Source organism: Pseudomonas sp. BNK-30 (assembly GCF_047456185.1).
Classification (GTDB): Bacteria; Pseudomonadota; Gammaproteobacteria; order Pseudomonadales; family Pseudomonadaceae; genus Aquipseudomonas; species Aquipseudomonas putida_E.
Genome location: NZ_CP179904.1, coordinates 4,603,099 through 4,628,337, shown reverse-complemented (window position 1 = coordinate 4,628,337; position 25,239 = coordinate 4,603,099). Strand labels below are relative to the sequence as shown.

19 protein-coding genes and 1 pseudogene are annotated in these 25,239 nt (G+C 62.4%); 10 read left to right on the top strand and 10 right to left on the bottom strand.

Features of this window, described 5'->3' with window-relative positions:
• The first annotated feature begins 77 nt into the window (after positions 1-77).
• A complete protein-coding gene (locus ACMGGN_RS21415) occupies positions 78-1,742 on the top strand; it encodes a putative bifunctional diguanylate cyclase/phosphodiesterase (protein WP_115273291.1) in 1,665 nt (554 codons plus the stop codon).
• Between the two features lie 226 nt (positions 1,743-1,968).
• On the opposite strand, the gene ACMGGN_RS21410 is transcribed toward ACMGGN_RS21415, so the two are convergent.
• Positions 1,969-3,357 (bottom strand): NorM family multidrug efflux MATE transporter, encoded by a 1,389-nt coding sequence (locus ACMGGN_RS21410; RefSeq protein ID WP_414156284.1) that lies wholly within the window; start codon positions 3,355-3,357, stop codon positions 1,969-1,971.
• Positions 3,358-3,507: 150 nt separating this feature from the next.
• Here ACMGGN_RS21410 and ACMGGN_RS21405 point away from each other — a divergent pair, with 150 nt between their 5' ends.
• From ACMGGN_RS21405 to ACMGGN_RS21395, 3 genes and pseudogenes are all read left to right on the top strand, one after another.
• Entirely contained in the window at positions 3,508-4,434 is a 927-nt protein-coding gene (locus tag ACMGGN_RS21405; protein WP_404601472.1) for a LysR substrate-binding domain-containing protein, read from the top strand.
• A 188-nt stretch (positions 4,435-4,622) separates the two neighbouring features.
• Positions 4,623-5,693 (top strand): annotated as a pseudogene (locus ACMGGN_RS21400) (Cache 3/Cache 2 fusion domain-containing protein); the annotation flags it as partial.
• The gene (locus ACMGGN_RS21395) at positions 5,691-6,551 is read left to right on the top strand and encodes a methyl-accepting chemotaxis protein (RefSeq protein WP_414156849.1); all 861 of its coding nucleotides are present in this window, start codon (positions 5,691-5,693) and stop codon (positions 6,549-6,551) included. The pseudogene ACMGGN_RS21400 and the gene ACMGGN_RS21395, both read left to right, overlap by 3 nt.
• A gap of 87 nt (positions 6,552-6,638) precedes the next feature.
• Here ACMGGN_RS21395 and ACMGGN_RS21390 read toward each other — a convergent pair whose 3' ends face one another.
• Together ACMGGN_RS21390 and ACMGGN_RS21385 are read right to left on the bottom strand one after the other, a co-directional pair.
• Positions 6,639-8,033 carry a VOC family protein gene (locus ACMGGN_RS21390; RefSeq protein WP_414156283.1) on the bottom strand — a complete coding sequence of 465 codons (1,395 nt, stop codon included), beginning with the start codon at positions 8,031-8,033 and terminating at the stop codon, positions 6,639-6,641.
• A gap of 189 nt (positions 8,034-8,222) precedes the next feature.
• Positions 8,223-9,113, bottom strand: a complete 891-nt coding sequence (locus ACMGGN_RS21385) for a LysR family transcriptional regulator (protein ID WP_414156282.1) — start codon at positions 9,111-9,113, stop codon at positions 8,223-8,225.
• 135 nt (positions 9,114-9,248) lie between these two features.
• Between ACMGGN_RS21385 and ACMGGN_RS21380 the strand changes: the two genes are divergently transcribed.
• The gene (locus tag ACMGGN_RS21380; protein WP_414156281.1) at positions 9,249-10,739 is read left to right on the top strand and encodes an aldehyde dehydrogenase family protein; all 1,491 of its coding nucleotides are present in this window, start codon (positions 9,249-9,251) and stop codon (positions 10,737-10,739) included.
• Between the two features lie 141 nt (positions 10,740-10,880).
• Entirely contained in the window at positions 10,881-12,167 is a 1,287-nt protein-coding gene (locus ACMGGN_RS21375; protein WP_414156280.1) for an NAD(P)/FAD-dependent oxidoreductase, read from the top strand.
• 161 nt (positions 12,168-12,328) lie between these two features.
• On the opposite strand, the gene ACMGGN_RS21370 is transcribed toward ACMGGN_RS21375, so the two are convergent.
• Together ACMGGN_RS21370 and ACMGGN_RS21365 are read right to left on the bottom strand one after the other, a co-directional pair.
• Positions 12,329-13,756, bottom strand: a complete 1,428-nt coding sequence (locus ACMGGN_RS21370; RefSeq protein ID WP_414156279.1) for a mechanosensitive ion channel domain-containing protein — start codon at positions 13,754-13,756, stop codon at positions 12,329-12,331.
• 526 nt (positions 13,757-14,282) lie between these two features.
• Complete coding sequence (locus ACMGGN_RS21365; protein WP_174141064.1) at positions 14,283-15,680, bottom strand: PAAR domain-containing protein; 1,398 nt, start codon at positions 15,678-15,680, stop codon at positions 14,283-14,285.
• Between the two features lie 304 nt (positions 15,681-15,984).
• On the opposite strand from ACMGGN_RS21365, the gene ycaC reads away from it, so the two are divergent.
• The 4 genes from ycaC (at position 15,985) to ACMGGN_RS21345 (ending at position 20,301) form a co-directional block, all read left to right on the top strand.
• Positions 15,985-16,614, top strand: a complete 630-nt coding sequence (gene ycaC, locus ACMGGN_RS21360) for an isochorismate family cysteine hydrolase YcaC (protein ID WP_012312166.1) — start codon at positions 15,985-15,987, stop codon at positions 16,612-16,614.
• Between the two features lie 115 nt (positions 16,615-16,729).
• The gene (locus tag ACMGGN_RS21355; protein ID WP_012312167.1) at positions 16,730-17,296 is read left to right on the top strand and encodes an antibiotic biosynthesis monooxygenase; all 567 of its coding nucleotides are present in this window, start codon (positions 16,730-16,732) and stop codon (positions 17,294-17,296) included.
• Positions 17,297-17,334: 38 nt separating this feature from the next.
• Positions 17,335-18,153, top strand: coding sequence for an alpha/beta fold hydrolase (locus ACMGGN_RS21350; protein WP_039604835.1), 819 nt, complete (start codon positions 17,335-17,337; stop codon positions 18,151-18,153).
• Between the two features lie 306 nt (positions 18,154-18,459).
• Entirely contained in the window at positions 18,460-20,301 is a 1,842-nt protein-coding gene (locus ACMGGN_RS21345; RefSeq protein ID WP_414156848.1) for an amidohydrolase, read from the top strand.
• A 159-nt stretch (positions 20,302-20,460) separates the two neighbouring features.
• Here ACMGGN_RS21345 and ACMGGN_RS21340 read toward each other — a convergent pair whose 3' ends face one another.
• The 5 genes from ACMGGN_RS21340 to ACMGGN_RS21320 form a co-directional block, all read right to left on the bottom strand.
• Positions 20,461-20,733: a DUF3077 domain-containing protein gene (locus ACMGGN_RS21340; RefSeq protein WP_251962132.1), complete on the bottom strand. Its 273-nt coding sequence runs from the start codon at positions 20,731-20,733 to the stop codon at positions 20,461-20,463.
• 4 nt (positions 20,734-20,737) lie between these two features.
• Entirely contained in the window at positions 20,738-21,007 is a 270-nt protein-coding gene (locus ACMGGN_RS21335; RefSeq protein WP_251962131.1) for a hypothetical protein, read from the bottom strand.
• A 518-nt stretch (positions 21,008-21,525) separates the two neighbouring features.
• Entirely contained in the window at positions 21,526-21,693 is a 168-nt protein-coding gene (locus ACMGGN_RS21330) for a hypothetical protein (protein WP_174140959.1), read from the bottom strand.
• 349 nt (positions 21,694-22,042) lie between these two features.
• The gene (locus ACMGGN_RS21325; RefSeq protein ID WP_115273303.1) at positions 22,043-22,954 is read right to left on the bottom strand and encodes a LysR substrate-binding domain-containing protein; all 912 of its coding nucleotides are present in this window, start codon (positions 22,952-22,954) and stop codon (positions 22,043-22,045) included.
• 116 nt (positions 22,955-23,070) lie between these two features.
• On the bottom strand, positions 23,071-24,858 hold the full coding sequence (locus ACMGGN_RS21320) for a monovalent cation:proton antiporter-2 (CPA2) family protein (RefSeq protein ID WP_237859735.1): 1,788 nt from the start codon (positions 24,856-24,858) through the stop codon (positions 23,071-23,073).
• Positions 24,859-25,239 lie beyond the last annotated feature (381 nt).

Here is a 25,239-nt window from a genome sequence, read left to right as displayed (position 1 = left end):
AAGTGAAAATCATTTTCATTTATCCAGTAGCATACCCGGCCTCCCTCGTGCCACCGTCCCCGCTTTAAGGAGCCCGCTTGTCCACGCCTGTCGAACCTTTGCGTTTGCTGTTGTTGGCTGATGAGCCGGAATGGGCCGCCGTGTTGCGCGAATGCCTGCTGCCGCTGAACGGTGCGGCGGTACTGCTGACTGCGCCCAACTGGGCAGCAGTCGACAGCCTGTTCAGCCAAGACCGCCAGGCCGTGATCCTGGCCACCCAGGCCCTGCAACCCGCGCCGGGGCGCTGCGAGCTGCCAACCATCCTGTTGCTCGACGATGAGCCGGTGGCCCCACCCACGGGCGTCAGCGACTGGCTGGTGCGCAGCCAGCTCAATGCCGATGCGCTGCGCCGTTCGCTGCGCCACGTGCGCGAACGTGGCGTGCTGGTGGCCACCTTGCAGCGCCTGGCCGAGCAGGACCCGCTGACCGGCATCGCCAACCGCCAGGGTTTTCAGGCCCTGTTGACGGCACGGCTGGCTGAGAATGACGGGCGCGGGGTAGCCCTCGGGCACCTGGACCTGGACAACTTTCGTCATGTCAACGATGCCCTCGGCCACCAGGGTGGCGACCGGCTGATCCTGCAGGTGGTGTCACGCCTGAAGCAGCAACTGGAGGCCGGCGACCAGCTGGCGCGCCTGGGCAGTGATGAATTTGCCCTGCTGATCGACACCCGTCGCGACACCGGCCGGGCCGAGCGCATCGCTGAACGCATCGTCGAAGCCCTGGCCGAGCCTTACTGGATCGACGGCGAAAGCCTGTTGCTTGGCTGCAGCCTGGGCCTGGCCCACGCCCGCGCGCAAAGTGGCGCCGACCCGTTGATGTGGCATGCGCACATCGCCATGCGCCAGGCCAAGAGCAGCCAGGGCTGTACCTTTCATGTGTTCAATGAGCGGATCAACCGCAACGCCCGCAGCCTTGCCGACCTGGAAGGCGAACTGCGCAGGGCCCTGCGCCGTGATGAACTGGAGCTGCACTACCAGCCGCGACTGAACCTGGCCGATGGCAGCATCGTCGGCCTGGAGGCGCTGGTGCGCTGGCGTCATACCGAGCGCGGCCTGTTGCCGCCGAGCGAGTTCGTGCCGCTGGCCGAGCAGAGCGGGCTGATCGTACCGTTGGGCTACTGGGTTATCTCCCGTGCCCTGCGTGACATGCAGGCCTTGCGCGAGAGCGGCCTGGCACCACTGCACATGGCGGTCAACCTGAGCTTTCGCCAGTTCCAGGACAGCCAGCTGCTGGCCACCCTGAGCCGGCTGATCATCGAGCATGGCGTCGATGCCCGCTGGCTGGAGTTCGAGCTGACCGAAACGGCGGTCATGCGCCGCAATGAGCTGGTCCGCCAGACCATGGATGCCCTGGGGCGCCTGGGCGTGCGCTTCTCGCTCGACGACTTCGGGACCGGCTTCTCATCCTTCGTGCACCTGAACAGCCTGCCGATCACCTTGCTGAAGGTCGATCGCAGCTTTGTCGCCGAAATGGAGATGCGCGAGGAAAACCGCAAGCTGGTGCACGCGATGATCAACCTGGCGCACAACCTCAACCTCGAGGTGGTGGCCGAGGGCGTTGAAAGCCCTGAGCAGATGGCTTTGCTACGTGAGTTTGGCTGTGACCAGGTGCAGGGGTTTCTGGTCAGCAAGCCACTGCCGGTGGATGAGCTGGTGGAATATCTGTCGAGAAGCACCCCGGCTCAGGTGGTGAGTCTTTGAAGCTGTAGGGGAGGGCTTTGCCCTCCTTTCGCGACGCAAGGCCGCTCCTACGCAGATGGTTGTGCAAAGCTCCACATCAGTGGAAGACAGGGAATCGTGCTCGAACTATGCTTTTTCATGGACTCGCCCTCGCTGCCGTTGGCTTCTTAGAACGCCACCGTGGCACTGTGATGCCTCGGCGGGGGCGAGTCCATCGATTACAAGCAGTGCAAGACAGCACCGGCAATCATGCAGGTATCACCGCTTTTCCAGTTACACCTGCTTTCCCCAGCATCCGCTTCATCCGCCATTCAAAGGCCAGGGTCAGCGCCACCGAAGCACACGCCAGCCCCAACGCCAGGCCCCACCACACACCGACCGCGCCGCCACCCAGGTTGAAGGTCAGCAACCACGCACTCGGCGCTCCGACCAGCCAGTAGCAGCAAAGCCCGATCAGGAAGGTGGTCTTGGCGTCCTTCAACCCACGGATCGAGCCCATGGCTATGGTCTGCACGCCATCGAACAGCTCGAACCACGCCGCCACCATCAGCAAGCTCACCGCCAACTGGTAGATCGGCGCAAACGCCGGATCATCGCCATCGATGAACAGGCTCACCAGCATCTCCGGGCGCAGCCAGAACAGTGCCGCGAAGGCGAACATGATCAGCGCGCCAAAGCTGATGCCTACCCGCCCGGCACTGCGCGCCGCCAGCAGGTTGCCGGCACCGTAATACAGCCCTACCCGCATGGTCACTGCATACGAGAGCCCGGTCGGCACCATGAACGCGGTCGAAACGATCTGCAGGGCAATCTGGTGGGCCGCAAGCTCGGTGCTGCCAAGCACCCCCATGCACAGGGCGGCAAAGGCGAACAGGCCGACCTCTACCATGTAGGTGCCCCCGATCGGCAAGCCCAGGCGCCACAGCTCGCGCAAGGCTGGCAGCGAAGGGCGCGACAGGCCCTTGCGCAGTGGGTAGGCCGCGTAAGCCGGGTGCCAGCGGATGTACAAGGCCAGCGCGATGGCCATGCCCATCGACACCACGGCGGTGACCAGGCCGATGCCCATCAGGCCAAGCTTGGGCAGGCCGAACATGCCTTCGATCAGTGCGACGTTGAACAGGTAGTTGAGCACCGTGCCGACCAGGCTGATGACCATCACCGGGGTCGAGCGGCCCAGGGCGCTGGTGAAGCCGCGCAGGGCCATGAAAGTCAGGTAGCCCGGCAACGCCAGTGGCAACAGGGTAAGGAACTCGGTGGCCGCAGCAACGTTTTCAGGTTGTTGGCCGAACAGCAGCAACACCGGTTTCAGGTTCCACAGCGCCAGTGCGGCCAGCAGCGCCAGCCCCCAGGCCAGCCACAAACCGTTTTGCGCCAGCCGCGTGGCGCCCTCGATGTCATTGGCTCCCTTGCGGATCGCCACCAAGGTGCCGACCGCGGCGATTACCCCCAGGCAGAAGATCGACACGAACGAATAGCTCGCCGCCCCCAGCCCGCCGCCGGCCAGCGCCTGGGGGCTGATGCGGGCCATCATCAGGGTGTCGGTCAGCACCATCAGCATGTGCGCCAACTGCGAGGCAACCAGCGGCCCGGCCAGGCGCAGCAAAGCCTTGAGTTCTGTGGTGGGCGCAACGTGCATGGGGGCGGTCCTTCCGACTCTGTGAGCGAGGGACGATTCTGAGGCTTCGGTCAACTTTGCACAAAAGGATAAAAACGATGATTGGCATGAGTTGAACTCATGCATATATGATTCTACGCATTCCTTCTCTGCCCCGTATGCAGGTGCCATATGTCCCGTCAGCTGCCTGCGCTGTATGCGCTGCGCGCATTCGAAGCCGCCGCCCGGCTCAGCTCGTTCACCCGTGCCGGCCAGGAGCTTTCGATCACCCAGAGTGCGGTCAGTCGACACATCCGTACCCTGGAGGAGCACTTTGCCTGCCGCCTGTTCATCCGCAGCGGCCGCAGCCTGCAGTTGACCGAAGCCGCGCGGGTGCTGCTGCCCGGCGTGCGTGAGGGCTTTGCCGCGCTGGAGCGCGCGTGCGACACCTTGCGCGGTGAGGACGACATATTGCGCATGAAGGCGCCGTCGACGCTGACCATGCGTTGGCTGCTGGCGCGCCTGAGCCAGTTCCGGCACTTGCAGCCGGGCAATGAAGTGCAATTGACCAGCGCCTGGATGGACGTAGACCACGTGGACTTCAACCAGGAACCTTTCGACTGCGCGGTATTGCTCAGTGACGGCGTTTTTCCGCCGGACTGGGAGGTACGCCGGCTGTTTGCCGAGCTACTGATCCCGGTGGGCGCACCCGACCTGCTCAAGGAAGGCCCTTTGGACGAACGCCGGCTGGCCGGGATCGAACTGCTGCACCCGACCCCCGACAAGCGTGACTGGCGCGAATGGCTGGAGCGCATGGGGCTGGCAGACACTGTTTCACTCAAGGGTGGGCAGGTGTTCGACACGCTGGAACTGGGGATGATCGCGGCGGCGCGTGGCTACGGGATATCCATGGGTGACCTGCTGATGGTCGCCGAAGATGTCGCGCATGGTCGTTTGAGCCTGCCATGGCCGACGGCGGTGCCCAGCGGCATGGATTATTACCTGGTGTGGCCGCGGACCCGGCCGGGTGGTGAGCGGTTGCGGCGGTTGAGCGTGTTTTTGCAGGAAGAGGCGCAGGCGGTGAATTTGCCGGCTGTGCACATCCTGCCGACTATTTGATTGCCTGCACTGGCCCTATCGCCGGCAAGCCGGCTCCTACAGGTGGGGCGGTGCAGACGAAGAAAACGTTTGCGAATATCCGGGTCCGACACTCAAGTATTTGCCAGCGACGCCGATCTAGTTGCACCAGCGTCCCGGAAGAGGGCGCGATTCTCCGTTGACAACAGCGGTCGGTCGGGGTGATCAGGATGATCCGGGCCGCCTGCCAGGAGCTTCCCATGTCTCAACCGCGTGCCCGAATCGCCTCGCAGCTTGGTATCGCCCTCGCCATCGTGCTGGCGCTGGTGATCACCGGCAGTACTCTGTTCGCCCTGCGTTCCCTGGACGACGCCAACCTCACCACTCGCCAGGAACACCTGGCCAGTGAAGCGCGACTGTTGGCCGATCAGCTTGAAACCTTCCACGGTTCGCTCAAGGACAACACCCAGCGCCTGAGCGGCCTGTTCGAGCGCCGCTTCGCTTCGGGGCTGTCGCTGCATGCCGGCGAAACCGTGCAGGTGGCCGGCCAGGCCACACCGGCGCTGTACCTGGGTGATCACCTGCTCAACAACGACTTCCAGCAGGTCGATGAATTTCAGCAGATGACCGCAGGGGTAGCGACCCTGTTCGTACGCAGCGGCGACGACTTTGTACGCATTAGCACCAACCTGAAAAAGCAGGATGGCAGCCGGGCCATCGGCACCCAGCTCGACCGCCAGCACCCGGCCTACGCGAAACTGATGGCTGGGCAGACCTACGTCGGCCGTGCCCTGCTGTTCGAGCGCAATTACATGACCCGTTATGTGCCGGTGACTGATGGCAGCGGGCGGGTGATCGCGGTGCTGTTCGTTGGCTTCGACTATACCGACGCGCAGAACGCGCAGTTCGCCAACCTCAAGCGCTTCCGTATTGGCGATACCGGCTCGCTGGCCTTGCGCGACGAGCAGGGCAAGTGGCTGGTACCCCCGGCCAATGCCGACCAGCCTCTGTACAGCGCTTCTGCGCCCTTTGCCGAAGGCCCTTGGACGGTAGTAGCCAGCATGCCCTTGGAAGAAATCCGCGCGGTGACCTGGGATGTTGGCTTGCGCCTGGCCATCGGCAGTTTGCTGGCGATGTTGCTGGCAGTGGCCGCCACGCTGTGGCTGTTGCGCCGCAAGTTGCGCCCGCTGGATGACCTGGTGCGCCAGGCCGAGGCGCTGGGCGCAGGCGACCTGAGCGCCCGCCTGGCCGTGACCAGCCATGACGAGATCGGCCAACTGGCACGCAGCTTCAACAAGATGGGCGAAGCGTTGGCGACCATGGTCGAACACATTCGCGGGGCCTCCGAGCAGGTCAGCGGCCGCGCCCGCTCGCTGTCTGGCCTGTCGGCCGGTGCCTGCGAAGGCATGGACCAGCAGTCCGGCGAAATCACCAGCATGGCCGGTGCGGTAGAGGAGTTCAGCGCCACCTCGATGAACATCGCTGACAACATGGCGGGCACCGAGCGCATGGCCCGTGACAATGCCCAGCAGACCCGTATTGGCCGTAGCGCGATGGATGAAGCGTCGAGTTCGTTGCGCCAGATCGCCGAGGCACTGGGTGGCACTGCAACCGTGATGGACACACTGGGTGCACGCTCCCAGGAAATCGGCGGCATTGTCGGGGTGATTACCGCCATTGCCGAACAGACCAACCTGCTGGCGCTCAACGCGGCCATCGAAGCGGCGCGCGCAGGGGAGCAGGGCCGTGGATTTGCCGTGGTGGCTGACGAGGTACGTGGCCTGGCAGCCCGTACGCGTCAAGCGACCGATGAAATCTCCGTGATGATCGCCAGTATCCAGCAGCAGACCGACCATGCCATCAGCACCCTGGAGCAGGGCAATCAGTTGATGCAGGAAGGCCTGGCACGCAACGACAAGGTGGCCGAGGCGCTGGCGCGTATTGACGAGCAAAGCCGCGTCGCGGGTGAGCAGTTTACCGTGATCAGCACTGCTACCCAGGAGCAGAGCAGCACCGCAACCGTGCTCAGTCGCAACCTGCAGAGCATTGCCCAGGCCAATAGCGAACAGCGTGACGTGGCCAATGAGCTGGCCTTTACCGCAAAGGAGCTGGAAGGGCTGGCGGCGCAGTTGCGCCAGGAAGTCGATCGGTTTCGTTGAAACCCCAGGGGCCGCTGCTACACCCCCCCGGTAGGAGCGGCCTCGTGTCGCGAAAGGGGCGCAAGGCGCCCCCAACAATCCTGACCCTTACCCCAACGCCAGGTTCAACGCCTGCGCACAAGCCTGCAACGAGCGCTGCTCACTCTGCGCATACAACGCCAGCTCATCCTGCACCTGCAGCCCCAACGCCGCCTCGAAGGCCTCGCGGTTGGCGTTGCTGCCATACTCCGCCTGTGCATCGTCACCCAGGTTGGACTGGAAGATCCCCGCCGCACTCACTGGCAAGAAGTCCTCGTAGACCAGCGCCTCGAAGTGCACATGGCCCGCCTCGATCAAACCCTCCAAAGTGGTCGGGCGATCAGCCTGCTCGCGTGCAGCCAGGCCCTTTTCGGTCGCGAAATAGCGGAAGTACGCCAGCCCTTGCTCACGCATCTGCGCCAGGTCATCCGGGAACTCGGCAAACTGCTCTTTTAGCAGTGCCATGTAGCGCTCGGCATTGGCCTCGGCCGGTGCACCGCCCAAGGCCGCACGGGTAGCGTCGAGCAGCTTGTCATACAGCTGCCGGCCTTTGGGCGTGAGTGCCGCGCCGCGCTGCTCGATCTCGCCGAAACGTGCGGTGTGGCTGCCTTCGCTAGCGTGTTGGTCACTGAACGCAACCTTCTCCTGAAGAGCCTTGAAGCTGGTCTGGCGCAGCAGGATCGGGTGGCGGCGAGTGGGCGGGCCTTCGACAACGGCTTTGGGCGGGATACCCTTGGCCGGCATGCCCAACTGGATCGCATCGATGTCCAGGGTGCGCGGGGTCAGGTGATTGATGTGCGGCCCCTTGAACGCCACCACGTCAGCGATCAGGCGGTGCTGGTCGTGCAACTGCTGGTATTGCTCGGCGGTGACCGTTGCATCCTTGTGCCAGCGGAAGGTATGCAGGGCTTGCTGCACGAACGCTTCGGCGTCGGCCGCGTTCAGGCCGCCATCGCGCTCGCACTGGGCGATCAGCTCAAGGGCGCGGGCGGTGAAAATCTTGCGCTTGGCCAGAAGGGTCTGTGCCAACTCACGCAGTGCGGGATTGTCGATCAGTTCCAGGCGCAGCAGTGAGGTGAATACGCGGAACGGGCTGATGTGCAGTGCCTGTTCGTGCACGGCGCGAAACGCAGTGGAGTGCACAGGCACGCCGGCGCTGCTGAGGTCGTAATACCCGACCGGTTGCATGCCCATGACCGCGAACAACCGGGCGATGGTGGCCAGCTCTTGTGCTGTGCCGACGCGTATGGCGCCGTGGCGCTCCTGGTCCAGGCGCTCGACCTCGCCGGTCCAGCGCAGGGCCTGGGCCACCTCTGGCTGCTGGGCCATGACCTGCTGGTTGATTTCGCTCACCAGCTCCAGCAGCGTGCCGTACAGCGGCACTTCCTGTTTGTACATGAGCGACATGGCGGCAGAGAACTGCGCGCGGATGCTGTCGGGGCTGACGAAATCGTGGGCGGGCATCGCTAGCTTCCTGGTTGGGTTCGGACGCTTACATGAAAGCTGGGAATGCACTATGGCCACAAGCGAAAAAAAGTGGCTGTATCATTCCTTTTTTGATCGATCGTCAGGGCCATTCGCGACACAAGGTGAGCTGCTGTTTGTAGGAGCGGCCTTGTGTCGCGAATGGGCCGCAAAGCGGCCCCGGCAATCTCAAGCCTGAAGCTGCTCATGAATCCATTCCACCAATGCCCGCACCTTGGGCACCTCCGCCGCATGTTCGGCATACGCCAGGTAATGCGCCCCGGCACTGCGCATCGCATGGTTCCACGGCACCACTAGGCTCCCTTCCGCCAGTTCCTTGGCCGCCAGGTAACGCGGCACCAGCGCTACCCCACAACCCGCTTGCGCCGCACTTAGCGCCATGTAGAAGGTATCGAACCGCGGCCCGTGGTAGGAGCTGACGCTGTGTAGCCCCAGCTCCAGGAACCACTCATGCCAGGCCTCCGGCCGCGACGTGCTTTGCAGCAGCACCAGGTCGGCCAGTTCCGCAGCATCGCCCAGCGTGCGCCCGGCCAGCAGCTCCGGCGCACACACCGGCACCACCTCCTCGCGGAACAGCTCGATGCAGGTTGCCCCCGGCCAGGTGCCTTGCCCATAGAAAAACACCACATCCGCCGATCCCTGCAGCAAGGCAAACGGCTCCATCTCGTTACGGATGTCCAGGTGGATGTTCGTGTGGCGCTTGCCGAAGCCCTTGAGGTGCGGGATCAACCAGCGCACGCCAAAACTCGGTTGAGTGGCTACCTTCAATATCTCGGTCTGCTCGCCATAGGTCAGGACATAGCGGCTGGACATGTCCACCTGCGTGAGAATCTTGTTGACCTCGGCCAGGTACAGGCTGCCGGCGGGGGTCAATTGCAAGCGCCGGCGGATACGCAGGAACAGGTGGTGGCGCAGCATTTCTTCGAGCTGTGCGACCTGCTTGCTGACCGCGCTCTGGGTCAGGTGCAGCTCTTCGGCGGCACGGGTGAAGCTCAGGTGGCGGGCTGCAGCTTCGAAGCACTGCAGGGCGGTCATGGAAGGCACCAGGCGTTTGGACATAGCGGTCTCTGCGGCTCAAATCATTACCTGACGGAATGATATGCGGAATAAAGGTCGTTTGTTGCACTGGTGTGATCGGATTAATACTGATCCACATCATTTTTCCACCCCATCACCCGATGTAGGAGAAGCACAATGGTTGCTGGATTGCTCGAGCGCCTTGGCGTTGCCGCCACGGCTTACACCCAGGGCGACTACCCTGTTCACACCCCGATCGACGGTAGCCAGATCGCCTCGGTGAAACTGCTTGGCAAGGCCGAGACCACCGCCCGCATCGACCAGGCGCAGAGTGCCTTCGAAGCCTGGCGCAGCGTGCCGGCCCCGCGCCGTGGCGAACTGGTGCGCCTGTTCGGTGAAGTGCTGCGTGAACACAAGGCCGACCTCGGCGAACTGGTGTCGATCGAAGCGGGCAAGATCACTCAGGAAGGCCTGGGTGAAGTCCAGGAAATGATCGACATCTGCGATTTCGCCGTTGGCCTGTCCCGTCAGCTGTACGGCCTGACCATCGCGTCCGAGCGCCCTGGCCACCACATGCGTGAAAGCTGGCACCCGCTGGGCGTGGTCGGCGTGATCAGCGCCTTCAACTTCCCGGTTGCCGTATGGGCCTGGAACACCGCGCTGGCCCTGGTGGCCGGTAACTCGGTGGTATGGAAGCCTTCCGAGAAGACCCCGCTGACCGCGCTGGCATGCCAGGCGCTGTTCGAAAAAGCCCTGAAAGCCTTTGGCGATGCCCCGGCTGGCCTGGCACAGCTGGTCATCGGTGGCCGCGAAGCCGGCGAAGCCCTGGTGGATGACCCGCGCGTGCCGCTGGTCAGCGCTACTGGCAGCACCCGCATGGGCCGTGAAGTCGGCCCGCGCGTTGCTGCCCGTTTCGGCCGCAGCATCCTGGAACTGGGCGGCAATAACGCCATGATCCTGGCGCCGAGCGCCGACCTGGACCTGGCCGTGCGTGGCATCTTGTTCTCCGCTGTTGGCACCGCCGGCCAGCGCTGCACCACCCTGCGCCGCCTTATCGTGCACCGCTCGATCAAGGACGAAGTGGTTGCCCGCGTCAAAGCGGCTTACGGCAAAGTGCGCATCGGTGACCCACGCAAAGACAACCTGGTGGGCCCGCTGATCGACAAGCTGTCGTTCGATGCCATGCAGGGCGCGCTGGCCAAGGCCCGCGACGAGGGTGGCCAGGTATTCGGTGGCGAGCGTCAGCTGGCCGACCAGTTCCCGAACGCCTATTACGTTTCGCCGGCCATCGCCGAGATGCCCGCGCAGAGCGATGTGGTGCGCCATGAAACCTTCGCGCCGATCCTCTACGTGCTGGCCTACGATGACTTCGAAGAGGCCCTGCGCCTGAACAACGAAGTGCCACAAGGCCTGTCGTCGTGCATCTTCACTACTGACATCCGTGAGGCCGAGCGCTTCCAGAGCGCCTCGGGCAGCGACTGCGGCATTGCCAACGTCAACATCGGCACCAGCGGTGCCGAGATCGGCGGTGCCTTCGGTGGCGAGAAGGAAACCGGCGGTGGTCGTGAGTCGGGTTCCGATGCCTGGAAAGGCTACATGCGTCGCCAGACCAACACCGTGAACTACTCGCGCGAGCTGCCGCTGGCGCAGGGTATCGTGTTCGACTGATGCTGCATGGCCGGGGGCTTTGCCCCCGGTTCGCCGGCAAGCCGGCTCCCACAGGGTTCGGTGCGATCCTTGTGTGAGCCGGCTTGCCGGCGACAGGGCTGCGCAGCAGCCCCAACAAGAACAATATCGCTGGAGCCGGCCATGTCCGAACTGCGTCAACAATGCTTGTGGGAACACGTCAGCCAACCGACCGTCGCCGCCCAGGCTCTGGCCGGTGAACACAAGGCCGACGTCTGCGTCATCGGCGGCGGCATTACCGGCCTGTCGGCGGCCATCCACCTGCTCGAACAGGGCAAGTCGGTGATTCTGCTGGAGGCCTGGAAGATCGGCCACGGCGGCTCCGGGCGCAACGTAGGCTTGGTCAATGCCGGCACCTGGATCCGCCCCGACGATGTCGAGGCGACTCTAGGCCAGAAGCAGGGCAGCCGCCTGAACAAGGTGCTCGGTGAGGCCCCTGGCGAAGTGTTCGCCATGATCGAGCGCCTTGGCATCGACTGCCAGGCACAGCACAAAGGCACCCTGCACATGGCGCACAACGCCACAGGCATCGCTGACCTCGAAGCACGCCATGAACAGTGGCGCCGCCGCGGTGCCGATGTGGAGTTGCTGAGCGGCGCCCAGTGCCAGGAATACTGCGGCACCGACAAGATTTCCGCCGCGCTGCTAGACCGCCGCGCCGGCACCATCAACCCCATGGGTTACACACAGGGCCTGGCCGCTGCGGTTGCGCGCCTGGGTGGCAAACTGTTCCAGCAATCGGCCGTCGAAGGCCTGGAGCGCGACGGCGATGCCTGGCGGGTCAAGACTGCACGCGGTTCGGTGCGCGCCGACAAGGTCGTGATCTCCACCGGCGCGTACACCGAGGGCGACTGGAGCAACCTGCAAAAGCAGTTTTTCCGCGGTTACTACTATCAGGTGGCCTCCAAACCGCTGCACGGCGCTGCAGCCGACAAGGTCCTGCCCCATGGTCAGGGCTCGTGGGACACCCGCACGGTGCTCAGCAGCATCCGCCGCGACGATCAAGGCCGCCTGCTGCTCGGCAGCCTTGGACGGGTCGACAACAAGCCTGCGTGGTTCGTGCGCAGTTGGGCTGACCGTATCCAGAGCCATTACTACCCGGAGCTGGGCAAGGTCGAGTGGGAGATGCACTGGACCGGCTGCATCGACTTCACCCCCGACCACCTGATGCGCCTGTTCGAGCCGGCGCCCGGGTTGGTCGCGGTGACGGGCTACAACGGGCGGGGCAATACCACCGGCACCGTGATTGGTCGGGCGTTCGCCGAGTTTCTGCTCAAGGGTGAGGCGGATAGCCTGCCGATCCCGTTCTCGCCGATGACCGGGGTGAGTGCGCCGTCGTTGCGCACGGCGTTCTACGAGTCCGGGTTCTCCCTGTACCACGCGGGGCAGTGTTTGCGGGTAGTGCTGTAAGGTTGTCCCACGACGCTGACTGTAGGAGCGGCCTTGCGTCGCGAAAGGGTCGCGCAGCGGCCCCAGGTATTCAGCGGCGCTGCAGCAATTGCCCGGGCTGCTATGCAGCCCTTTCGCGACGCAAGGCCGCTCCTACAAATAAGGCCGTGCGGGAAATCAGTTTATCTGTGCAACCAGCTGAGGAAGCCCCCTTTCTTGATCAGGGTCGGCTTCTGCAGCAACAAAGACTCTCGGCTCTGCCGTCGGAACCGTTGCAATTTGGTCAACGCCGTCTGCACCTCGCCGCGCTGTACCAGGCAGCTACGCACCTGCTCCTTTTCGATGCGATACAGCACGCAGCTGGTCAGGGTACGGAATTCGGCAAACGAGTCATCCTCATCGATGATGCCCTCGATCCCCAGCACTTCCCCCGGCCCCATGCGCCCGGCTTCCAGCAACTTGTCGCCATCGCGTATCGCCGCCGAAACCACGCCGCTACCGATCACCAGCAAGTGATCGGAATGCTCGCCAACGCCCAGAATCACTTGATCTGCCAGGTATTCGACGGCAGTCATGCGCTGGCTCAAGGCATCGCGCTCCTCGTCAGTCAGCGAACGGAACACCCGTACCTCGTCCAGCACTTCACGCTGACGGCTGCGCGGCGGCATGGCCAGGTCAACGTTCCACATCACGCCACTGGCCTCCAGGTGCCGATGTGCCAGGTCAAACAGCTGGTTGCGCGCCTCGGTCTTGCCACCCATGTCGGCGACAAAGCCGCTGGCTTCGTACTCCACCGACTCCAGCGTGGAGGCCTTCACCGTGACCCTCGGCTTGGGTGAGGTGAGAATCGCGCGGGTGCCCTGCAAGGCCTTTTCCAGGGCATCGAACACCCGTTTAGGGCGTACCTTGGCCGGCACCACTACTGTGATGGACACCCCATGAACGTCGGCCGGGCGGCTGTGGTTGAGCAGCTTGGCCTTGGCCGCCACCGAGTTGGGGATCACCGCCAGGCTGCCTGAGCCCGTGAGCAGGCGCGTTGCTCGCCAGTCGATGTCCAGCACCTTGCCTTCGGTACCGTCGATGGAGATCGAGTCGCCGATCTGGTAGGGCCGCGTGGTATTCAACACGATGCCGCTGAACACATCGGCCAGGGTGCTTTGCAGTGCCAGGCCGATAACGATGGCCATGACCCCCGAGGTGGCCAGCAGGCCTTTGACGGGCAGTTGCAGCACGTAGCCTGCAGCAGCCACCACAGCTGCCAAAAAGATCAGCGCCCCCAGCACATCCTGCAACAAGCGCCCGCCATGGCTGCCACGCGCCCCCAGCAGCAGGCCGAACACCACCGTCACCGTACGCGCGCCAAACAGCCACCAGCCGATCGCCAGCACCGTGGCCATCAGGTTGCGCGACACATCGTCGACCCAGGGTGGGGGCTGCAGCGGGCTCATGCCGGCGGCCACCAGTACCCAGCTGAACAGCACGAACGTCAACAACCGCGTGCCGATGCGCCAGGCCCGGCGCTGTGGGGGGATCAGTTGCCAGAGCACGAGGTCGAGCAGGATCAGGATTGTGCCGAGCAACAACGGGGACGACTGGATGAACGCCAGCATGGATGTCTCGGGGGGGTGAGGAGAGTTGTGCGTAGTAATAGAGCAGGTTGAGGTGGCAGGCAATGGGGCGATCTCGATTCGAAGTGCCAGGCCGTTGACCGATCTCGACAACGGCTTGCCTTGTTCTCGATATTTTTCACTCCCGATTTATACAGGTTACAGGATGAAGCCATTTACAATCAGCCAAGTGAAGCCAACTATATTAAACCAAGCGGCGATGACCATCCTTGTTCTCAGGCCTTTGGGGAACTCTAGATAGTCCTGAGCATCCAGTGATCCTCGGCGAATGCTGGCGTTAGGGAACATGAGTTCGCTCGATATCGCGGAGACGATGAGAACTCTGGATTTTAAGCCTTGCTGTCCACATAGGCCTTTCGCAAAGGGTAGACAATCACTCCTTTGAAGTGCTGAAGTCATTACTTTGAAGTCCCGGCTGCAAGCAATATAGAGGTCTAATGAAAGCCCGATCAAGCCGAGACAGAATGGAGATGCCAGTAAAAAGAGCCTAACGTTGACGTCGAGTGTGTCAGTCATCGTGGAAAGTCTCGAAGATCAGGTCCGCAAGTTCCTCGCCATACTTCATCCCTTTAGTGCTGCCGTAGTAAGCTCCAGCTCCGGTCATGGCTATGCCGCATATGAATACGCCTTTAGGATGTCCGACTCTCCAGCAAACTTTTAAAGCAGCTCTAATTCCCGCCTGGCCTCCAGCCCAGCCCCCGGCTAAACCGCCGGAAAAATTCCCTGCCTCTGTGACTTTGACTTTTTCGCAGGCCCTGGCATCGCCCGCTCGGCATACATCGGAAATTTTCACTATCGAGCCAACACCTCCAATAGCAACGCCTATATGTCCCCCTGCCTTCAAATACTTGGAAATGCTCGCCAATTTATCCAGGTGTGTTGAATATCCGGGGATCTGGCCAGGTATCCCTGCTTTGCTCCAATGATGAACCAGGCTTTTTGATGAGATGCCCAAGTCCCGACGCAGTCTTTCATAGTTGCCAAGGTTCAGGCGCTTATTCAGAACAGTCGCTTTCAGGGTCGTATCTAATTGCTTGAGGAGTTTCATACGTTCAGCGAAAAACTCACGACTGCGCAGGTGCCCGTGCTTGGCAAATTGTTGCTGATGCAATTCTTCGATCTTTCGCAAGATGTGGTTTATGTCACTCAACGACTTTGCCATCATCGCTTCGCTCACTCCGACTGAGAGGCTCACTTCACTGAGCCATCCTGCAATTTCAGCCTGATGCCGCACCATGAAATCCGCCTCTTCCGGCGTCAGGCTTGCCAACGCCTCCCGCGCCTGTTTCGCCGCGCTCATCGCATGCAGCTCTTCGCGCGTACAGACCGGTCGGCTGAGGCCGTCGCCAATGATGAATAGTTCGCCCGCTTTGAAACCCTGTTGATAGGTAGGATTCAGGCGCTCCAGGAGGGAGCGCGGCAGATTGGCCTGCGGAGCGCCGAGTTCAACCAGGACTTCCTGGTAGGTCATGCAGCGCGGGACGATGAAGAAACCTGGCTCTAAGGTATCCACCGGGGAGCTTGCAACATTTCGTCTGAAGCGAGTAGGCAGTGAATCCGCTTCATGTGGTGTTGGGCTTGCTTCAGCAGACCTGGCCACGGATGTTGGCTTGGACGGGGAGGAATCCCCCAAGGGCGCGATTACCCGGCATCCATCCGGACAACCGCAGGCTACTCGAGCTCCATCCATTGCGGCCAGCCGGCCAGCAACCACGAACCCTGGCATCCCTTCCACGATGGTGCCGCTCTTGTCGCAGGCCGGACAAGGGGTAGTCACGTCGCCTTCGCGCAGTACCCGGCGACCACCAACGCGGAAGCTGCCGATGCTGGCAAGGCAGGTAGCGCCCGTCGTGGTGCGATCACCCTCCAGTGCTTGGCCTCTGCCATTCATCTTGATGCGACTCATATCCAGGTCCTAGGCAAACCTGGAAGCTAGCACCCCGCAATAGGCCTAGAGGTCACTTGAAGATGCTTTGGGAAACGTCCTACGCAAACTAGAGAAAACTCTCCGCCTTCGGCTCTCGGGAAGTCCTTCGAGAGCTTACCCGTCTTCAATGTGCCGGCAAATCCACGGCTAGATCATCGTTCTCAAAATAGAACGCTATAGCCAAAAATCACTATCTACCGCTCCAAAGGTGATGGTTTTAATCTTCTCCCATCAACGCGAAACACCCAACTTACTGAACATCAAAACCCTTAGGAGCACGACCATGACCAACTTCAAATACAACCGCCTGAACAAAGACGACGCCGCTGTTCTGCTGGTCGACCACCAGGCTGGCCTGCTGTCCCTGGTCCGTGACATCGAGCCGGATGCGTTCAAGAACAACGTGCTGGCCCTGGCTGACCTGGCCAAGTTCTTCAACCTGCCGACCATCCTCACCACCAGCTTCGAACAAGGCCCTAACGGCCCGCTGGTACCAGAACTCAAAGCACTGTTCCCGGACGCCCCGTACATCGCCCGCCCTGGCCAGATCAACGCCTGGGACAACGAAGACTTCGTCAAGGCAGTGAAGGCCACCGGCAAGAAGCAGCTGATCATCGCCGGTGTAGTGACCGAGGTGTGTGTGGCGTTCCCGGCGCTGTCGGCACTGGAAGAAGAGTTCGAGGTGTTCGTGGTGACCGATGCCTCCGGCACCTTCAATGCCATGACCCGCGACGCCGCCCACGACCGCATGAGCCAGGCTGGCGCACAACTGATGACCTGGTTCGGCGTGGCATGTGAGCTGCACCGCGACTGGCGCAACGACGTCGAAGGCCTGGCGGCGCTGTGCTCCAACCACATTCCGGATTACCGCAACCTGATGACCAGTTACAACGCCTTCAACGCCGGCAAGTAAGCCGACCGCCCCGGGCACCGACAGCGGTGCCCGCGCAGGGCAGCACACCCATCCAATCCTGCGCCCGTCCGTTGTTGCACAGTGGATGCGGGCAAGCTCATCCCAAGGAACGCCGATGAACACCGCACTCCAAGACAACCGCAACGTGGTGACCCTGGTCATCCAGCACAAGGTCCGCGCCCAGGCGCTGGCCAGCTACGAGGCTTGGCTCAAGCGTACGGTCAGCACCGCACGGCGGCAGCCGGGGCACCTGGATGTCAATGTGATCCGCCCGGACGACGGCGGGCTGCACTTCACCACCGTGGTGCGCTTCGCAGATGCCAGCCTGCTGCAGGCCTGGGTCAACTCCAGCGAGCGCCAGACGCTGGTCAACGAAGTACTGCCGCTGCTCGAAGGCGGCGACCACACCCAGGTGCACGAAGACCCGGAGTTCTGGTTCACACCGCCCAGCACTACCTCCGCGCAACCACCGCGCTGGAAGCAGGCGCTACTGACCTACCTGGTGATCTGCCCGATGACCATGATCATCCCGCAACTGCTGGCGCCGTTTTTCGCACGCTTCCCACAACTGGGCGGGGTGATCACCGGCAACCTGATCGTCAACCTGTTCGTCATCCTGCCCGTGGTGTTTTTCATCATGCCGTGGGTAACCCGTCGCTGCGCCAACTGGCTGCGCAGCTGATCAATTTTTGACCTCGACATTTTCAAGGAGATACCGACATGACTACGCTCGTTACCCGCGATGGCACTTCGATCTATTACAAGGACTGGGGCACCGGCAAGCCCGTGTTGTTCAGCCATGGCTGGCCGTTGGATGCCGACATGTGGGACTCGCAGATGGAGTACCTGGCTAGCCGCGGCTACCGCGCCATTGCCTTCGACCGTCGTGGTTTCGGCCGTTCGAGCCAGCCGTGGAACGGTTATGACTACGACACGTTCGCTGACGACATCGCCCAGCTGATCGAGCACCTTGACCTGCGCGACGTGACCCTGGTGGGCTTCTCCATGGGTGGCGGCGATGTCAGCCGCTACATTGCCCGCCACGGTAGCGAACGCGTTGCCGGCTTGGTGCTGCTGGGCGCGGTGACGCCGGTGTTCGGCAAGCGTGACGACAACCCGGACGGTGTCGATACCTCGGTATTTGACGGCATTAAGGCTGGACTGCGGGCGGATCGGGCGCAGTTCATCGCCGATTTCGCCACGCCGTTCTATGGGCTGAACCATGGGCAGCAGGTGTCTCAGGGTGTGCAGACGCAGACCCTGAACATTGCCCTGATGGCTTCGATAAAGGGCACGCTGGATTGTGTGAGTGCGTTCTCCGAAACCGACTTTCGCCCAGACATGGCCAAGATCGATGTGCCGACCTTGGTGATCCACGGTGACGACGATCAGATCGTACCGTTCGAGACCACCGGAAAGCGGGCTGCGGAGTTGATTCGCGGGGCTGAGCTGAAGGTGTACAGCGGGGCGCCGCACGGGTTTGCAGTGACCCATGCGCAGCAGCTCAATGAAGACCTGTTGGCGTTCCTGAGCCGCTGAATAAGCGGGGGCCGCGTTGCGGCCCATCGCCGGCCCCGGCAGCACAAAATGTGAACAGGGCTAACCTTCATCAACCCACCGCACACCCCTGCAATCCCTGGCCAGGCTTGAACCGGCATGCTCCGCAGTTGCCCCAGCCACCGCCGCACCCAGACGGAGAAGAAGATGTCCCAGGACCCCAACGACAAGACCCGTCGCCAGTTCCTCGCCACCAGTACCGTGCTCGGTGCCGCCGGCGCGCTCTGGTCCGCATTGCCCTTCACCGGCGCCGCCGGCTCCGCCCACGCATCCATCCAAGGAGGTTCCATGACCGCCGACCTGATCCTGTTCAACGGCAAGCTGCATACAGTCGACCGTGAAAAGCCCACAGCCACCGCCGTCGCCATCAAGGATGGCCGCTTCATTGCCGTGGGCAACGACGCCGAGGCCATGGCCCACAAGGGTGCTGCCACGCAGATCATCGACCTGAAGCAGCGCACGGTTATCCCGGGCCTGAACGACTCGCACCTGCACCTGATCCGCGGCGGCCTGAACTACAACCTTGAACTGCGCTGGGAAGGTGTGCCGTCGGTGGCCGATGCCCTGCGCATGCTCAAGGACCAGGCGGCGCGTACGCCAACCCCGCAATGGGTGCGCGTGGTCGGTGGCTGGAACGAATTCCAGTTCGCCGAAAAACGCATGCCCACCCTGGAAGAAATCAACCAGGCTGCCCCCGAGACCCCGGTGTTCCTGCTGCACCTGTACGACCGCGCACTGCTCAACCGCGCCGCGCTCAAGGCCGTGGGCTACAGCAAGGACACGCCAAACCCGCCGGGCGGTGAAATTCAGCGCGACAAGTTCGGCAACCCGACCGGCATGCTCATCGCCCGCCCCAACGCGATGATCCTTTACGCAACCTTGGCCAAAGGGCCGAAGCTGCCGCTGGAATACCAGGTCAACTCGACCCGCCAGTTCATGCGTGAGCTCAACCGCCTGGGCCTGACCAGCGCCATTGACGCAGGTGGCGGCTACCAGAACTTCCCTGACGACTACTCGGTGATTCAGGAGCTGGCCGACAATAACCAGCTGACCGTGCGCATCGCCTACAACCTGTTCACCCAAAAGCCCAAGGAAGAGCTGGACGACTTCAGGAAGTGGACCTCCAGCGTCAAGCTGCACAGCGGCACCGACTTCCTGCGCCATAACGGCGCCGGTGAGATGCTGGTGTTCTCCGCAGCCGACTTCGAGGACTTCCTCGAACCGCGGCCGGACCTGCCGCAAACCATGGAAGAAGAGCTGGAACCGGTGGTGCGCCACCTGGTCGAGCAGCGCTGGCCGTTCCGCCTGCACGCTACGTACAACGAATCGATCACGCGCATGCTCGACGTGTTCGAGAAGGTCAACCGCGACATCCCTTTCAACGGGCTGCCATGGTTCTTCGACCACGCCGAGACCATTACCCCGCAGAACATCGAGCGCGTGCGTGCGTTGGGCGGTGGTATTGCCATCCAGGACCGTATGGCCTTCCAGGGTGAGTACTTCGTCGATCGCTATGGTGCGAAGGCCGCCGAGCAGACCCCGCCGATCAAGCGCATGCTCGAAATGGGTGTGCCTGTGGGCGCCGGTACCGACGCCACCCGGGTCTCCAGCTACAACCCGTGGACTTCGCTGTACTGGTTGGTCAGCGGCAAGACCGTAGGCGGTATGGAGCTGTACCCGGAAGGGCTGAGCCGCGACACCGCACTGCAACTGTTCACCCAGGGCAGCGCCTGGTTCTCCAGTGAGCAGGGCAAGAAAGGCCAGATCAAGGTTGGCCAGCTGGCGGACCTGGCGGCCCTGTCGCTGGACTTCTTCAGCGTTGATGAAGAGGCGATCAAGGGCATCGAGTCGGTACTGACTATCGTTGACGGCAAGGTGGTGTACGGCGCTGGCGAATTCGACAGGCTTGGCCCGCCACAGGTGCCGGTGCTGCCGGAGTGGTCGCCGGTGGCCAAGGTGCCTGGGCACTGGCGCGTGGGTACGCCATCACTGGCTGCAACGGTGCACCAGTGCAGCGGGCCTTGCGGGGTGCATGCGCACAGCCATGAAAAGGCGCGGCATTCGAGTGTGCCGGTGAATGACTTCCAGGGCTTCTGGGGAGCCTTGGGGTGTTCGTGCTTTGCGTTTTGAGCTGATGTAAGAAAGGGCGCTCTGCGGTAATGCCAGTCAGTTAGTTATCAGGGCTGCTACGCAGCCCATCGCCGGCAAGCCGACTCCCACAGGGCCTGTAGGAGCTGGCTTGCCGGCGATGAGCCGCAAAGCGGCCTCCAATCGCTTACCTGACGGGTATCAACGCTGTCTGTTCTTGGCGATCTCGATATCGTCCATCAGCGCTTTGGCCAACAGGCTCAGATAGTCGGCTGCTGCCAGCAGCTTGTGGTCATCCTCCATGTCGCCTTCACGCACCAGGTGCTTGATGTAGCTGAGCAGCACGGACACCTGTTCGTAGGCATCGTCTATGGGAATGCCGGGCTGCACACGCAGCAGATCAACCGGCGGGTTACCCACATCGAGGAAAGTCGCCACGCCAACGGTGGTCAGGACCTTGGGTTCGTCTGTCATGGCTTCACTCCTCGGCCCGTTGGCCAAACAGCCGAGCGTGCACGTGCTCGACCAGCGAATGGGCGATCTCGCTGGCATGCATGGCATTGCTCAGCATGTTCAGGCCAGGTTCGCCTGCGCGGGCGCGGCAGTGTTCGTCGATGGTTTCGATGACGCCGCGCAACAGCTCGCTGGCATGGGCCAGGGCGTCGGGCGGGTACATGTCGGACTGGACGGTGAAGAATGGGGTAGTGACGGGTTTACGGCTGGGTGGATCGGGTACGATCTTCTTCATGGCTTGTAACCTTTGTTCGGCTTATGGAAACCGCCACCTGAATCTTTCTCACGGATTGTGGGTGGCAGCCGTACGCAGGGTGAGAAACCGAGGAACAAAGGCAAAACTCGGCCAGGCGTAAGCCTGCCCGCGCACGGCCGCCATAACGACGATGCCTTGTATCAGTCGGGTTCTCACACCCGGTCACCGAAGTGACCCGAAAACGTTATCCCTGAGGCATTTCCCCGACAACAGCGATACTTCAGCAGCGCTCGTAGGATAATTCCCAAGCAGGTCGATGCTGAAGCATTTGATTTCAGGTTCAGAAATGTCTTACGGCTATTGGTCCTTGCACGATTGTCTTAGGCAGCCGCAATCCCCAGAATTGCCCGCCACACACTGTTCTCCCACAGGACCTGTAGGAGCTGGCTTGCCGGCGATGGGCCGCAAAGCGGCCCGCAATCGCTTACCTGACGGGTATCAACGCTGTCTGTTCTTGGCGATCTCGATATCGTCCATCAGCGCTTTGGCCAACAGGCTCAGATAGTCGGCTGCCGCCAGCAGTGTTCGTCGATGGTTTCGATGACGCCGCGCAACAGCTCGCTGGCATGGGCCAGGGCGTCGGGCGGGTACATGTCGGACTGGACGGTGAAGAATGGGGTAGTGACGGGTTTACGGCTGTGTGGGTCAGGTACGATCTTTTTCATGATGTAATTCCTATTTTTTCAAAATGGGAACTACCACTTGAATCTTTCTCACAGATTGTGGGTGGCAGCCGTACGCAGGGTGAGAAAACCGAGGAAAAAACGGCAAAAACCCGGCCGAGCCGAAGCCCGCCCACGTACGGCAACCATTACGGTGCTGCTGTTTTATCGGTCGGGTTTCTCACACCCGGTCGCCTGAGCGACCCGAAAACGTTATCCCTGAGGCATTTCCCCGACAACAGCGATACTTCAGCAGCGCTCGTAGGATAATTCCCAAGCAGGTCGATGCTGAAGCATTTGCTTTCAAGTTCAGAAATGTCTTACGGCTAGAGACCCTATCGCTGCTACTGGTCTAGGCCATGTCGCTGAACGCGAATTCCTCCGCCAAGTGATCGATCAGCGACCGCACCGACGGCAGCAACCCACGCCGCGAAGGGAAGATGGCGTGCACGATGCCGCAGCGAGGGTGCCACTGCGGCAACAGCTCCACCAAACGGCCTTCGGCCAGGTCTTCGCGCACCGCCACCCGTGGCAGGTGCGCGATACCAACTCCGGCCACCACGAAATGGCGCAGGGCAAACAGGTCATCGGTGACCATGCGCGGTGTGTGCGGGATCACGATACTGCGGCTCATGTCCTCGCCCTGGAACAGCTCCCACTGGTACTCGCGCTGGGCGCTACCCCAATGCACGCTGGGCAGCGTGCCGAGCAACTGCGGGTCGAAGCCCTTGGGCAAGTGCTCCAGATACTGCGGGTGCCCCACCAGGCACTGGGTGCTGTTGCTCAGCACTTTCATCACCATGTCGGTGTTTTCCAGCGGCGGGAAGCGCACGCGCAGCGCTACGTCGAAGCCTTCGTGCAGCAGGTCGACGCGGCGGTTGGTGCTCTCGATGAACAGCTCTACCTGCGGATACTTGAGCATGTAGCGGGTGAGCATTGGCCCGACCCAGGAGTTGAGCAGGGTAGTCGGGCAACTGATGCGCACCAGCCCGCGCGGTTCGCTGCGGTTGCGCTCGATGATTTCTGCCGCGCCCTCGGCCTCTACGCGCATGGCCAGGCAACGGTTGTAGTAGGCCTGGCCGATCTCGGTGAGCGAACAGTGCCGGCTGGTGCGGTGCAGCAGGCGCACGCCCAGGCGGTCCTCAAGGTCGGCGATGCGGCGGCTGAGTTTCGACTTGGGCATGTCCAGCGCCCGCCCGGCCGGGGCGAAGCCGCCGTGCTCGACCACTTGGGTGAAGTAGTAGAGGGAGTTGAGGTCTTCCAATGATCGTTCTCCAGGCGGAACGCTAAGGGCAATTTTCGCAGTCTATCGCTTTTGCCGGAGCGCGAAATCAGTTGCCCTTGAGAACAGGCTGGCCAATCCGGAAATTTGCCTGAAGCTTAATCCGCATCCGAATCAAACAATCGCTCCAACTCCACCCGCGCTTCCTTGGCCGTCTGCATCACCTTGGCCCGGTCATCACGCACCTGCCCCTGCGCCTCCAGCACTTCTTCGTCATGCTGGGCAAACCGATCGATGCGGTCCGCCGCCTGTTCACTGCTCAGCCCTAACCCGACCAGCGCCCGGCGGGTCATTTCCAGGCTCGAATAGAACGTCTCGCGAATCGGCTCTGCGCCCACGTCTACCAGCTTGTGCACATGCTGCCGGTTACGCGCGCGTGCCAGTACTTTAAGGTGTGGGTACAGGCGCTTGACCCGCTCTGCAGTGCGTGTGGTCACTTCCGGGTCGTCGATGGTGATGACGAAATACTCCGCCTCGCCGACCTTGGCTGCATGCAGCACCTCGGGGCGCTGCGGGTCGCCGTAGAACACCGGGGCCTGTTCGAGCATGCGGGTCATCTCGATGGCGTCCACCGAGGTTTCCAGGGCGACGAAGGGGATTTTCTGCGCCCGCAGGATCCGCGAGACGATCTGCCCCATGCGGCCCATGCCGACAATCACCACGCGTGGGGCACCGGCATCGATGGCCTTGTATTGCTCGGGTACTTCGCGGGCAGGTTGCGTGCGCTTGAGGGCGCGGGCGCAGCCGAGCATCAGCAGCGGGGTGATGGCCATCGACAGGGTGATGGTCATCAGCAGCAGGTCGTAGGTCTGGGTGTCGAACAGGCCCTGGTCCTTTCCCAGCTTGAACACCACGAAGGCGAACTCACCACCGGTGGCCAGTACCATCCCCAGGCGCAGTGCGCTGGCGCTGTGCAGGCCACCGGCCAGACGGCCGATGCCGATCAGCAGTACCAGTTTGACCGTCACCAACAACAGTGTCAGGCCCAGCAGCACCAGCGGCATTTCCAGCAGCAGGCTCAGGTTTGCGCCCATGCCGACACTCATGAAAAACAGCCCCAGCAGCAGGCCTTTGAACGGTTCGATCTGCGATTCCAGCTCATGCCGGTATTCCGAGTCGGCCAGCAGCAGGCCCGCGAGGAAGGCGCCCAGGGCCATGGAAATGCCTGCTTCCTCCATCAGCCAGGCGGTGCCGATCACTACCAGCAGCGCGGTGGCGGTGGACACTTCCGGTATGCCGGTGCGGGCCACGATGCGGAACACCGGGCGCAGTAGGTAGCGCCCGCCGACGATCACCACAGCGATGCTGGCGAAGACGTTCAGGCCATTTTGCAGGCTGTCACCGTGGCTGGTGTCCGGGCCGCTGGCGGCCAGCAGTGGCACCAGGGCGATCAGCGGGATCGCGGCTATGTCCTGGAACAGCAAGATGGCGAATGCCAGGCGGCCGTGAGGGGCGTTGAGCTGCTTGCTCTCGGCCAGGCTCTGCAGGCCCAGGGCGGTGGACGAAAGGGCCAGGCCAAGGCCTACCACGATGGCGGCAGAGAGTGACTGGCCGAAGCCGAACAGGGCGATGGCGCCGATGAGTGCGCCGGTCAGCAGCACCTGTGCAGTACCGACGCCGAACACTGACTTACGCATCAGCCACAGGCGCTTGGGCGACAGTTCCAGGCCGATGATGAACAGCAGCAGGACCACGCCCAGCTCGGAAATGTGCGCCACGCTTTCGGTGTCGCGGATCAGGCCCAGGGCCTGTGGGCCGATGGCCACGCCAGCCAGCAGGTAGCCGATAACGGCGCCCAGTTGCAGGCGTTTGGCCAAGGGTACGGCGAGGACGGCGGCGAGCAGGAAGATCACCGCGGTTTGCAGAAGGCTGCCTTCGTGTGGCATTGGCTCGAACTCCATGAGCTGCCGGGGCAGCGTTAGAACAGTGTGGCGGGCAATTCTGAGGATTGCGGATGGTTCAGACAATCTGCCTGCGGCAAGAAACATTGTCCCGATTGATGTGACAGTCCGGGTCGACCTCGTGGCGAGGCTTCCTGCGAAAGGACCAATAGCCGTAAGACATTTCTGAGCCTGAAACCAAATGCTTCAGCATCGACCTTTTGGGAATTATCCTGCGAGCGCTGCTGAAGTATCGCTGTTGTCGGGGAAATGCCTCAGGGATAACGTTTTCGGGTCACTTCGGTGACCGGGTGTGAGAACCCGACTGATACAAGGCATCGTCGTTATGGCGGCCGTACGTGGGCGGGCTTTCGCCTGGCCGAGTCT

Coding starts and splice junctions, on each gene's coding strand:
- ACMGGN_RS21365 (WP_174141064.1), bottom strand. CDS start 15,680: ATGAGTCGCATCAAGATGAATGGCAGAGGCCAAGCACTGGAGGGTGAT.
- ACMGGN_RS21410 (WP_414156284.1), bottom strand. CDS start 3,357: ATGCACGTTGCGCCCACCACAGAACTCAAGGCTTTGCTGCGCCTGGCC.
- ACMGGN_RS21340 (WP_251962132.1), bottom strand. CDS start 20,733: ATGACAGACGAACCCAAGGTCCTGACCACCGTTGGCGTGGCGACTTTC.
- ACMGGN_RS21330 (WP_174140959.1), bottom strand. CDS start 21,693: ATGAAAAAGATCGTACCTGACCCACACAGCCGTAAACCCGTCACTACC.
- ACMGGN_RS21355 (WP_012312167.1), top strand. CDS start 16,730: ATGAACACCGCACTCCAAGACAACCGCAACGTGGTGACCCTGGTCATC.
- ACMGGN_RS21405 (WP_404601472.1), top strand. CDS start 3,508: ATGTCCCGTCAGCTGCCTGCGCTGTATGCGCTGCGCGCATTCGAAGCC.
- ACMGGN_RS21395 (WP_414156849.1), top strand. CDS start 5,691: ATGGGCGAAGCGTTGGCGACCATGGTCGAACACATTCGCGGGGCCTCC.
- ACMGGN_RS21335 (WP_251962131.1), bottom strand. CDS start 21,007: ATGAAGAAGATCGTACCCGATCCACCCAGCCGTAAACCCGTCACTACC.
- ACMGGN_RS21385 (WP_414156282.1), bottom strand. CDS start 9,113: ATGTCCAAACGCCTGGTGCCTTCCATGACCGCCCTGCAGTGCTTCGAA.
- ACMGGN_RS21350 (WP_039604835.1), top strand. CDS start 17,335: ATGACTACGCTCGTTACCCGCGATGGCACTTCGATCTATTACAAGGAC.
- ACMGGN_RS21370 (WP_414156279.1), bottom strand. CDS start 13,756: ATGCTGGCGTTCATCCAGTCGTCCCCGTTGTTGCTCGGCACAATCCTG.
- ycaC (WP_012312166.1), top strand. CDS start 15,985: ATGACCAACTTCAAATACAACCGCCTGAACAAAGACGACGCCGCTGTT.
- ACMGGN_RS21375 (WP_414156280.1), top strand. CDS start 10,881: ATGTCCGAACTGCGTCAACAATGCTTGTGGGAACACGTCAGCCAACCG.
- ACMGGN_RS21390 (WP_414156283.1), bottom strand. CDS start 8,033: ATGCCCGCCCACGATTTCGTCAGCCCCGACAGCATCCGCGCGCAGTTC.
- ACMGGN_RS21345 (WP_414156848.1), top strand. CDS start 18,460: ATGACCGCCGACCTGATCCTGTTCAACGGCAAGCTGCATACAGTCGAC.
- ACMGGN_RS21380 (WP_414156281.1), top strand. CDS start 9,249: ATGGTTGCTGGATTGCTCGAGCGCCTTGGCGTTGCCGCCACGGCTTAC.
- ACMGGN_RS21320 (WP_237859735.1), bottom strand. CDS start 24,858: ATGCCACACGAAGGCAGCCTTCTGCAAACCGCGGTGATCTTCCTGCTC.